Below are 11,125 nucleotides of genomic sequence, written 5' to 3'. Positions count from 1 at the left end.
TTATACTTCGGCTACATGGTGTTATAATTTTAAACAACTTAGTCACGAAGTCATAAAAAGTAGCCACTACATGGCTGCTTTTCGACTACGTCAAAACTACGTCAATTTTAAAATATGTTGGCAAGTTGTTGATTTATAGGTATAAGTGTGATGTAAGAGGCGCTTCTAAAGGAGTTTTTGTAAAAGAAAGCGGAGAGGATCTTCATGCTGAATTCGTAAAAAACAGGGTAGAAAAGGAAAGCACTTTATCAAAATGAAAAAACCAGGTGGGCATTTTTATGAAAATGATTATCCATTCGAGATGATGGATTTATAAGAGGTATAAGCAGAATTGTACTTTACCATATAAAAGAGAGGCCCGCTGCTAGCAGCGGGCCTCTCTTTTATATGGCAAGGTTTTACTTTACTATCCTCTCTGCACCAGAAATACAATGTAGGCAACATAAATAGCCAGAAAGAGGATGCCGTTCCAGCGATCGATGGTGTTCTTCTTCCCGATAGGTATAACGATGATCAACAGCGTGCTGGCGAAGATCATCATAACAATGTCGGAGTTGCTCACCACGTTGAAGGGCAGCGGGTTGATGAGCGCGCTTATACCTAGTATCCAGAGCAGGTTGAAGATATTAGAGCCGATCACGTTACCGATGGCAATGTCGATGTTCTTACGGAAGGCGGCCATGGCGGAGGTAACCAGCTCGGGTAGTGAAGTTCCGATAGCCACTACGGTCAGGCCGATAAAAGACTCGCTCAGACCGAACGATTGTGCAATGGCTACGGCTCCGTCTACCACCCATTTACCGCCCAGGAATAAGCCTGCGCCACCCAATACAATGTACAGCACCGATTTCGGAATCGTCATCATCGGTTCTTCCATTTCCTCAATTACTTCATCCTTGTTTGTTTTGGCGATGTTCCAGATGTAAGCCATAAACAGCACGAAGAAGAACAGCAGAATACCCCCATCAACACGGCTGATGTAAAGAGACGTTTTGTCGCCGAACAGCACCGCATTGGCCAGAAAACCAACGAGTAAAGTAGCAATCAGCGAAAAGGGAATCTCGGTGAGGATGGTGTTGCGCTTGATGGGAAGCGGGCAGATGATGGCTGCTATACCTATAATTAAGAGCAAGTTGGCCACATTACTGCCAAACACATTGCCTATCGCCAATTCTGACTGCCCCTGCATACTCGACATAATGTTGATGATGAGTTCAGGCAGAGAGGTTCCAAACGAAACGATCGTCAGACCAACCACCATGTCAGATATGTTGAAACGCTTCGCAATGGAAGAGGCGCCGGATACCAACATGTCAGCCCCTTTTATCAGAAGCGCAAAACCAAGTATGAACAGTATGTATAGCAGCATAGGCGGGTAAGGGTGTGTCACAAAAAGAAAGGCTGTCTATACAATGCCAGACAGCCTTCCACTATACTTTAATGCGAGGCGAGGGGTTATGCCATGTTGTGGTAAACCGCCTGCACGTCGTCGTCTTCTTCAATTTTCTCTACCAGGTTTTCGATCTCCTCGGCCTGCTCGTCTGTCAGTTCCATGCGGGTATTCGGCACACGCTGCAGCTCGGCGCTGACCACGTTCAAACCTTTCTCCTCCAGTGCTTTCTGCATGGCACCAAAATCGGTAAAGGCGGTCTCCACGATGATCTCACCCTCGTGCTCGTAGATGTCTTCTGCACCGGCATCGATCAGTTCCAGTTCCAGTTCTTCGATGTCGAGACCCTCAGCGGCGATCTTAAAAATACCTTTGCGGGTGAAAATAAAATCCAGAGAACCTGTTTTGCCTACGGCGCCACCTGCACGCGAAAAGTATACGCGCATGTTGGCAATGGTACGGTTGAGGTTGTCTGTGGCGGTTTCTACCAGAATGGCGATGCCGTGCGGACCGTAGCCCTCGTATACTACTTCTTCGTAATCTTTTTCTTCTTTGGAGGAGGCACGCTTGATGGCCGCTTCTACGCGGTCTTTCGGCATGTTCACACCCTTGGCGTTATTGATGGCCGTGCGCAGGCGGGAGTTGGTTTCCGGGTTTGGGCCAGCTTCCTTCACCGCCATCACAATCTCTTTGCCGAGGCGCGTAAAAGCCTTCGACATCTTGTCCCAACGCTTAAACTTACGGGCCTTTCTAAATTCAAATGCTCTTCCCATGGTATCTGGTTACGTATTTCTATTACAAATTTAGGGAGCTAAAATGTAAATTGGTAACATTTTCGTTTTGAACAACTAATAACGGTCAACGAGCTATTACTACCTCGCTGATCTTGGCTGTTTGGCCTGTACGTGGTAATCGGTAATGTAAAGGTGCTGATCGCAGAAATTATACTCGTGCACAATGTTAGAACCGACAATGATCAAACGGCCCTCCTTGTTTGCCGCTACATGCTCCTGGTACCAGCTCACGCCTTCCTGGTCGAGATTGGTGGTAGGCTCATCGAGCACCAACAGTTTGGTGTCGGAGTAAATAGCCAGCCCCAGTTTCAGGCGCTGTTTCATACCTGACGAGAAATCCTTTACATACTTGTTGCGCGACTTCTGGAGGCCCATACGCTCTACCAGTTCTTCATGCGAAAGGTTATTACGTAGCGGCTTAAAACGGGTATGGAAGGCGATCATCTCGAGGAGCGTAAATTCCTCTACCAATTCAAGGTAGGGCGCTGTAAGCGATAGCTCACGATAGGCCCTGTCCGGCGCGACTTCCTTACCATCGATCAGGTAAGTGATCTCGCCCTCGGAGTGCAGGTTATGACCGGCTATAACAGTAAGAAGAGTGGATTTGCCGGACCCGTTATGCCCCAGTATAGCATATGAGGTGCCTGACTCCAGGGTATAGGTCAGGTTCCGGAAAATCCACTCGTAATTGTAACGTTTACCTAAGTTGCTTAGGTTAATTTGCATCTTTAGAGAAGTAGCTCTTTATAATTCCACGTCCGGAGTCACGCACAAAATTGATGATCTCGTCACGCTCACGGCTAGGGGCCATTTCCAGTTCAATTTTGTCCAGTGCTTCGGTTGTGTTGTAGCCGCTCATGAACAGGATGCGGTAAATTTGCTGTACCTCGTTGATCTGTTCGCTGTTGAAGCCTCTGCGGCGTAAACCGATAGAGTTGATACCGGAATAGGTAAGGGGCTCACGCGCCGCCTTTACAAAAGGAGGCACGTCCTTGCGAACCAGCGAACCACCCGAAATCATGGCGTGGGCACCGATCTTCACGAACTGGTGCACGGCGCTCGAACCTCCGATAATGGCATAGTCGCCCATCTCGACGTGACCGGCCATTTGCACGGCGTTCACCACAATGCAATTGTTCCCCACGATGCAGTCGTGCGCTATGTGAGCGTAGGACATGATCAGGCAGTTGCTGCCCACCACGGTTTTCATCTTGTCGATGGTGCCGCGGCTGATGGTCACGCACTCTCTGATTACGGTGTTGTCACCGATGATGGCGGTTGTCTCTTCGCCAGCGAACTTCAGGTCCTGTGGCACAGAGGAGATAACGGCGCCCGGGTATATTTTACAGTTCTTGCCAATGCGGGCGCCTTCCATGATGGTCACGTTGGGGCCAATCCAGGTACCTTCTCCGATCTCAACGTTCTTGTAAATAGTCGAAAAGGGCTCTACGACCACATTCTGGGCAATCTTAGCCTCTGGGTGGATGTATGCTAACGGCTGATTCATGCGTCTTTCTTTACTATACTTGCCGACATCTCTGCCTCCATTACCAGTTGGCCGCCCACAAAGGCCTGACCAGACATCTTGGCAATACCCCGTTTCACAGGGGCAAGCAATTCACATTTAAATATGATGGTATCGCCCGGTATTACCTTGCGCTTAAAGCGGCAGCGGTCTATACCCAGGAAATAAGTCCAATAGTCTTCCGGATTCTCTACCGTGTTCAGCACCAGTATACCGCCCGTTTGGGCCATCGCCTCGATCTGGATCACGCCCGGCAGCACAGGATTGCCCGGGAAATGGCCCTGGAAGAATGGCTCGTTCATGGTCACGTTCTTAACGCCCGTTACCGTGGTTTCGTCTAGGTGAATGATTTTATCGATAAGCAGGAAAGGGTAACGGTGCGGCAAAGTGGCCGCGATCTGGTTGATGTCCATCACCGGTGGCTTCTTCGGATCGTACGTTGGTACGGTCTTGATCGAAGCTTCCTGAATCAGTTTCTTGACACGGCGCGCAAAAGCGATGTTAGCGGCGTGTCCAGGCCTTGCAGCCAGGATCTGCCCTTTTATCGGACGGCCAATCAGGGCGAGGTCGCCCATCAGGTCCAGCAGCTTGTGGCGGGCCATCTCGTTTTTGAAGCGGAGCTCCGTATTGTTCAGGATGCCCTCTTCTTCTACGGTTACTTTTTTCTTGCCCAGCAAATCGGCTAGGTAAGATAGTTCACCCTCTTCCACTACGCGATCCACGATCACAATGGCGTTGTCCAGGTCACCGCCTTTGATCAGGTTCTGCTTGTAGAGTGCCTCCAGCTCGTGCAGGAAACAGAACGTGCGGCAAGGCGCGATCTCTCCTTCAAACTGGCTCATGTCCGTAATGGAAGCGTGCTGGCTGCCCAGAACAGGCGAGTTGTAGTCTACCATTACGGTTAGGCGATAGTCGTCGAGGGGCAGGGCGGCGATCTCAACGCCACGGCTGTCGTCTTTGTAGCTAATGCCTTCGGTGATCTCAAAGTAGTTGCGCAGGGCATTTTGCTCTTGCAGTCCTACTTCCAAGAGGGCTTTCACGAATTCGATGGAAGAGCCGTCCATGATCGGAGGTTCCGGACCGTCGAGTTCTATCAGCACGTTGTCGATCTGCAGGCCTACCAGTGCGGCCAGGGTATGCTCCACCGTGTTCACGCGGGCACCGTTCTGTTCGATGGTCGTGCCACGCGAAAGGTCCACCACATTGTCCACGTCTACGTTCACGATCGGCTGACCCTCAAGGTCAATGCGCTGAAATTTGTAGCCGTGGTTTGCAGAAGCCGGCTTGAAAGTCATGTTAGACACGACACCCGTATGCAATCCAATGCCCGATACGGTTACCGGACCTTTGATGGTGTGCTGCTTATAATTCATTAATGTATGGTTATTTACTGCTGGCGATGCTTTTCCAGTCGTAGCGCACAGAGTATGAGCGGAATTACAGTGGAGGGAGCATTGCGACTGCAAACTTAAGATTTTATACACTGCCTGCCAATTTTAATTGAGGGCACAGGTATAGGAGGCGGTAAAAACTTAGATTTTCTCTCTTAGCTCTTCTAGTTCGCGCTGTATTTCAGGCAATTTGCGGAAAACGGTGATGGCTTTGAGGTTCTGCTTGTAGTCGAAGGCTGGGGAGCCCTGTATGATGGTGCCTGATTCTTTCACGGTCTTGGATACACCTGACTGTGCACCGATCGTGGTCTTGTCAGCAATGCTGATATGACCCACGATGCCTACCTGCCCGGCAATGACGCACTGGTTGCCTATTTTGGTAGATCCGGATATGCCTGTCTGCGAGGCGATTACGGTGTGTTGACCCACTTCCACATTGTGTGCGATCTGCACGAGGTTGTCGATCTTGGTGCCTTTACGGATAACGGTGGAACCCATGGTAGCGCAGTCAATGGTAGTGTTGGCGCCGATGTTCACGTCGTCTTCCAGTACTACGTTGCCGATCTGCGGCACATTCTTATAGGTGCCATCCGGCTGAGGGGCAAAGCCGAACCCGTCGCTGCCCAGCACTACACCAGCATGCAGGGTGCAGTTAGCACCCACCACGGTATTGGCGTATAGCTTCACGCCCGCGAAAATAGTGGTGTTGTCGCCAATGGTCACATTGTCGCCGATGTATACCTGCGGGTAGACGCGCACATTCTGGCCGATTTTGCAATTGTTGCCGATGTAAGAAAAAGCACCCCGGTAGTGGCCATCGCCTATTTCGCTGCCAGCACCCATAAAGCAGGGTTCTTCCACACCTACTTTTGAGGCAAGAACAGCCTGATGGTAATAAGCTAATAAAGTAGAAAAACTGGAGTAGGGATCGGTTACGCGGACAAGAGAAGCAGAAACGGGCTTTTTTAGCTCCAGTTTGTCTGACACGATCACCGCACTTGCTCCGGTTGTATAAAGATATGGTTCATATTTTGGATTAGACAAAAAAGCGAGAGCCCCTGTTTGAGCTTCTTCGATTTTGGCTAATGTGCTGACCTTTACTGTATTGTCTCCTTCAACTTCTCCCTTCAAAAGGTCCGCAATCTGTTGAATAGTGAATTCCATCTTGTAAAATTAGAGCAAAAAATAAAATGTGCTACCCATCGGGGGCGCAAACTTACTAAAAACTTTACGCTGCGCCGTCACATTCGTGCGCATATTCCGGAGAGGACAAGCAAATCCCGTGCAAATCCTATGGCCGGTTTCTACAAAGCGGCTACTTCTTTCGGGTAACACACAAAGTATTTTTCCACTTTGGTGCTTAATGCTTGTATGTTGGGCAGGTCTGAGGCGTCGGCCGCATTCACCACATAGCCGGTTTTGGTCAGCACATCAATCGACTGCCCTTCGGCCTGGTAGGCGTTGTTGCTGATGCGTCCCGAGATCATCAGGTATTTCACATCTTCCGGATGCACCTGGAAGCGGTCCTGCACCAGTTCGCTTATACCGAGCATCATTTCCTCGTCAATCGGCTTACTGGAAATATATACCTTGAACAGCCTGCGGTTCAGGATGCTTTTAGAAAGATAAGAGATAACAGGGTCAGGGTGAGAAGCCCACTCTTTGATGCCGCTCCATACATCATGGTCGTCCAGCGAAATGAAGCGCTCTAGGATGCTGTTGTCTCGCTGGAAGTCTTCCATGCTGAGGTTGGAGGACAGAAAGAACTTGAGGCAGGGGCTGGTTGGCACGTCTATACCTTGCTGCAGGAGCTCGCGGGCACGCTGCACTGCTCGCAGCACCATGTGCTCGGCGCTGATCACAGTCTTGTGCAAGTATACCTGCCAGTACATCAGGCGGCGGCTCACCAGGAAATTCTCGATGCTGTAAATGGCTTTCTCTTCCACCACTAATTTGTCGTTGGCCACGTCCAGCATTTTGATCAGACGGTCGGCACCGATCTTTCCTTCGTATACACCAGTATAGAAGCTGTCGCGGTTGAGGTAGTCGAGGCGGTCCACGTCGAGCTGGCTTGATACCAACTGGTGGAAAAAGCGACGCTCGTAGGTATCTGTGAAGATTTTAATGGCTAGGCTCAATCTGCCACCGAACTCTTCGTTAAGCAAGTGCATGATGTGCAGCGAAAGATGTTCGTGGTGCACTTCCTGAAAGATGGCCGTCTCCAAAGCATGCGAAAAAGGCCCGTGGCCCACGTCGTGCAAGAGAATGGCGATAAGGGAGGCCTCAATCTCGGCATCAGATATCTCGTTGTTCTTGCCGCGCAGCGTGCTCAGGGCCAGGTTCATGAGGTGCATGGCCCCCAGGGCGTGGTGAAAGCGGGTATGCAAGGCGCCCGGGTATACCATCTCGGTCAGCCCCAGCTGCTTGATCCGGCGGAGACGCTGAAAGTAGGGGTGGTCGATGATGTCGAACAGTAATTCGGACGGCACCGTGATGAAACCGTATACAGGGTCGTTTAATATTTTTTTCTTATTCACAAAAACCGAGGTTTTTAATTGTTAAATTGCTAATCATTAATCGGTTGCTCAAGCAAGAGCCAGGCCTACCCTGAGCATCAACTGCCATCCGTACGCCTATGTTTACGTTCAGGTAATCGGTAACTTTCGGGTGCAGGTATAGTAAACAAATTATACCTTTTTAGGCTTGTTGTTTTGTAACCAATTAATACCAAGCTATTTAGTAACAGCGCGCAACAAATAAAACTATGCAAAGATATACGATTTTATGGGCCGATGACGAAATCGACCTACTCAAGCCACACATTCTTTTCCTCGAAGAGAGAGGCTACGACATTACCCCCGTGAACAGCGGCACAGACGCCATTGAAAAAGTGCAGGAGCAAGCCTACGACGTGGTATTCCTCGACGAAAACATGCCCGGCATCAGCGGTTTGGAGACGCTGAACGAGATCAAAACCATCCGTCCGGCCATGCCCGTGATCATGATCACCAAGAGTGAGGAGGAGCACATCATGGAGGAGGCCATTGGCTCTAAAATATCCGATTACCTGATCAAGCCGCTCAACCCAAGCCAGATCCTGCTTTCTGTTAAAAAGACGCTGGAGAACAAGCGTCTGGTGTCAGAAAAAACCAACATGAGCTACCAGCGCGACTTCCGCCAGTTAGGTATGGCCTTCGGCGAGCGCCTGAGCCCGGGAGAGTGGGCTGACATCTACAAGAAACTGGTATACTGGGAGCTGGAGATTGACGAGACCGAGAACAAAAGCATGGCCGATGTGATCAACATGCAGAAGGACGAGGCCAACTCCAACTTTGCCAAGTTCATCATGGACAATTACGAAGACTGGATCAACAAGGAATCGGATGATGCGCCGCTTATGTCGCACCAGCTGTTCCGCGAGCGGGTTTTGCCAATGATGAAGGAGTCAGACAGGCCGGTGTACTTTGTGCTGATCGATAACCTACGCTACGACCAGTGGAAAGTGCTGGAGCCGCTTATCTCGGAGTATTTCACAGTGGACACAGAGGAGATGTTCTACTCGATTCTGCCTACGACCACAGCCTATGCCCGTAATGCGATCTTCTCAGGGATGATGCCAACTGAGATCATCAAAAAGTACCCGAACCTGTGGGTGAGCGATGACGAAGAAGAAGGCAAGAACCTGCACGAACAGGATTTTCTGGAAATTCAGCTGCAGCAAAACCGCGTTACCGATAAGCACAGCTACCATAAGATCACGAACCCGGCTGCAGGCAAGGACCTGAACGGCAAGTTCAACAACCTCGACAACAACAAACTGAACGTGATCGTGTACAACTTTGTGGATATGCTCTCGCATGCCCGCACGGACAGCAACATGGTACGTGAACTGGCACCAGACGAGTCGGCCTACCGCTCTATTACGCGCTCATGGTTCATCCACTCACCTTTGTTCGAGATGCTGAAGCTGATCGCCGACCGCAAGGCCCGCCTGATCATCACAACAGACCACGGCACCATCCGGGTGAAGCGACCGTTTAAGATCATCGGCGACCGCCAGACGAACACTAACTTAAGGTATAAGCACGGTAAGAACCTCGGTTACACTGACAAAGATGTGTTCACGGTGCGCAAGCCCGAACGATTTTTCTTGCCAAAGGCCAACGTTTCCACTACGTTTGTATTTGCGATCGAAGACTACTTCTTCGCATACCCGAACAACTATAATTATTACGTGAACTACTACAAAGACACCTTCCAGCATGGAGGGGTGTCGCTGGAAGAGTGTATTATACCTTTTATTACGCTGACGCCTAAGAATGCATAACACAGGAGTGGAGAAGGCAAGTATCAAGATGTCGTCGTTGGCTGATCTGCCGGCGGCGGCTTCTGTGCTTTTGGAGGAGGCCCGCGAGGAGCCCATTATTTTGTTTGAAGGCCCGATGGGAGCCGGAAAGACAACGCTGATAAAAGAGCTCTGCCGCCAGATGGGCGTGCAGGAGAACGTGAGTAGCCCGACCTTCGCGCTGGTGAACGAGTACGAAACAGCTAAAGGGAACCTAATTTACCATTTTGACTTTTATAGGATTAACCAGGAGCGTGAGGCGCTCGGCATTGGGGCGCTGGAGTACTTTGACTCTGGCCGTACCTGCCTGATCGAGTGGCCGTCTATGATCCCAAACCTGTTACCGGAGCATTACCTGCTGGTAAAGCTGCAGCCCGCCGCTGAAGGTGAGGAACGCACCATGACCATAAACCAAGTATGAGCATGACGGAGAGATTCGCCGTTGAATTAGGAAAGCTGGCGGCCAGTCAGGCCCTTTACCCAAAGGAGTCTATGCTGGCTGTGGAGGAACGATACAAGAGCCTGTTTATCGGGCTTCCGAAGGAGTCGTCGTTTCAGGAAAACCGCATTGGCCTCACCCCGAACGCCGTTAAACAGCTAACTGACCAAGGCCACGAAATTTGGGTTGAAACCGGAGCCGGCGGTCCGTCCAAATACTCCGACAACGATTATTCCGAAGCCGGTGCCCGCATTGTCTATTCCTGCAAAGAGGTATACGAGGCCGGCATCATCCTTAAAATCGCACCGCCCACTTACGACGAGATCGAGTACCTGCGCCCTGGCCAGACACTGATTTCTGCCCTGCATTTCGGCAACCTGACTTCTGACTACATCAATGCCCTTCTACGCAAAAAGATAAACGCCATTTCCTTCGAGCTGATCCGCGACAAGTCGGAGTCGAAGCCGGTGGTACGTGCCATGAGCGAGATTGCCGGCAGCTCATCGATGCTGATTGCGGCCGAGTATTTGAGCAGTAGTAACGATGGCAAGGGTATTATTCTGGGAGGTATAACCGGTGTGGCTCCGTCTAAAGTGGTGATTATGGGTGCCGGTACCGTGGCCGAATACGCCGCCCGCGCTGCCCTGGGGCTGGGTGCAGAAGTGAAAGTTTTTGATAACCACATCTACAAGCTGCGCCGCCTGAAGCACAACATAGGTCAGCCGATTTTTACTTCCACGCTTGACAAGACCATCCTGCACAACGAACTCAAAAATGCTGATGTCGTAATTGGTGCTCTGGTAGCGGAAGAAGGACGCATGGCTTGTATGGTAGAGGAGGAGGTAGTCGCCCAGATGAATCCGGGATCCATCATCATCGACGTCTGTATTGACCAGGGAGGCTGTTTTGCGACTTCTGAACTGACCTCACACAGCCGCCCGATCTTCCGCAAATACGACATCATCCATTACTGTGTACCGAACATCGCCTCGCGTGTGCCCCGCACCGCATCCACGGCGCTGAGCAATATCTTTACACCGATTTTTACTGAGATTTCCAAGTTCGGAGGCATCAACGAGGTGCTGTTTATGAATGAGCACTACCGTAGCGGCGTGTACATCTACAAAGGCAGTCTGACGAATTCGCAGATCGCGAAGAAATTTGGGATGCGGTATAAGGAGCTGGGGTTGATGATTGCAGTAAGGAATTAAGGCGTAGACAAGGTATAAAAGCAAAGGTCC

Annotated in this window: 10 protein-coding genes; 3 read left to right on the top strand and 7 right to left on the bottom strand. The window is 50.5% G+C overall.

Annotated elements, in window-relative coordinates:
- Window positions 1-406: 406 nt before the first annotated feature.
- The 7 genes from C8E01_RS07570 to C8E01_RS07540 all read right to left on the bottom strand — a co-directional run bounded on the left by C8E01_RS07570 (window position 407) and on the right by C8E01_RS07540 (window position 7,637).
- Window positions 407-1,369 carry a calcium/sodium antiporter gene (locus C8E01_RS07570; protein WP_116542766.1) on the bottom strand — a complete coding sequence of 321 codons (963 nt, stop codon included), beginning with the start codon at window positions 1,367-1,369 and terminating at the stop codon, window positions 407-409.
- A gap of 86 nt (window positions 1,370-1,455) precedes the next feature.
- Window positions 1,456-2,163 carry a YebC/PmpR family DNA-binding transcriptional regulator gene (locus tag C8E01_RS07565; RefSeq protein ID WP_116542765.1) on the bottom strand — a complete coding sequence of 236 codons (708 nt, stop codon included), beginning with the start codon at window positions 2,161-2,163 and terminating at the stop codon, window positions 1,456-1,458.
- Window positions 2,164-2,262: 99 nt separating this feature from the next.
- Complete coding sequence (locus C8E01_RS07560) at window positions 2,263-2,910, bottom strand: ABC transporter ATP-binding protein (protein ID WP_116542764.1); 648 nt, start codon at window positions 2,908-2,910, stop codon at window positions 2,263-2,265.
- Window positions 2,900-3,691 (bottom strand): acyl-ACP--UDP-N-acetylglucosamine O-acyltransferase, encoded by a 792-nt coding sequence (lpxA, locus tag C8E01_RS07555; protein ID WP_116542763.1) that lies wholly within the window; start codon window positions 3,689-3,691, stop codon window positions 2,900-2,902. The genes C8E01_RS07560 and lpxA overlap by 11 nt, the downstream gene beginning before the upstream one ends.
- Entirely contained in the window at window positions 3,688-5,082 is a 1,395-nt protein-coding gene (locus C8E01_RS07550) for a bifunctional UDP-3-O-[3-hydroxymyristoyl] N-acetylglucosamine deacetylase/3-hydroxyacyl-ACP dehydratase (protein WP_116542762.1), read from the bottom strand. The genes lpxA and C8E01_RS07550 overlap by 4 nt, the downstream gene beginning before the upstream one ends.
- A gap of 159 nt (window positions 5,083-5,241) precedes the next feature.
- Window positions 5,242-6,264: a UDP-3-O-(3-hydroxymyristoyl)glucosamine N-acyltransferase gene (lpxD, locus tag C8E01_RS07545; protein ID WP_116542761.1), complete on the bottom strand. Its 1,023-nt coding sequence runs from the start codon at window positions 6,262-6,264 to the stop codon at window positions 5,242-5,244.
- 140 nt (window positions 6,265-6,404) lie between these two features.
- Window positions 6,405-7,637 (bottom strand): HD domain-containing protein, encoded by a 1,233-nt coding sequence (locus tag C8E01_RS07540; protein WP_116542760.1) that lies wholly within the window; start codon window positions 7,635-7,637, stop codon window positions 6,405-6,407.
- 227 nt (window positions 7,638-7,864) lie between these two features.
- On the opposite strand from C8E01_RS07540, the gene porX reads away from it, so the two are divergent.
- From porX to C8E01_RS07525, 3 genes are read left to right on the top strand one after another with little or no spacing between them, the layout of a single operon-like run.
- A complete protein-coding gene (gene porX / locus C8E01_RS07535; RefSeq protein WP_116542759.1) occupies window positions 7,865-9,427 on the top strand; it encodes a T9SS response regulator signal transducer PorX in 1,563 nt (520 codons plus the stop codon).
- Entirely contained in the window at window positions 9,420-9,866 is a 447-nt protein-coding gene (tsaE, locus tag C8E01_RS07530) for a tRNA (adenosine(37)-N6)-threonylcarbamoyltransferase complex ATPase subunit type 1 TsaE (RefSeq protein WP_394342106.1), read from the top strand. The genes porX and tsaE overlap by 8 nt, the downstream gene beginning before the upstream one ends.
- A 2-nt stretch (window positions 9,867-9,868) precedes the next feature.
- Entirely contained in the window at window positions 9,869-11,095 is a 1,227-nt protein-coding gene (locus tag C8E01_RS07525) for an alanine dehydrogenase (RefSeq protein WP_165820591.1), read from the top strand.
- Window positions 11,096-11,125: the final 30 nt, after the last annotated feature.

This window comes from Pontibacter virosus (assembly GCF_003096355.1).
In the GTDB taxonomy this organism is placed as follows: domain Bacteria; phylum Bacteroidota; class Bacteroidia; order Cytophagales; family Hymenobacteraceae; genus Pontibacter; species Pontibacter virosus.
The sequence above is the reverse complement of the archived record's forward strand: the minus strand, read 5'-3'. Positions and strand labels throughout refer to the sequence as shown.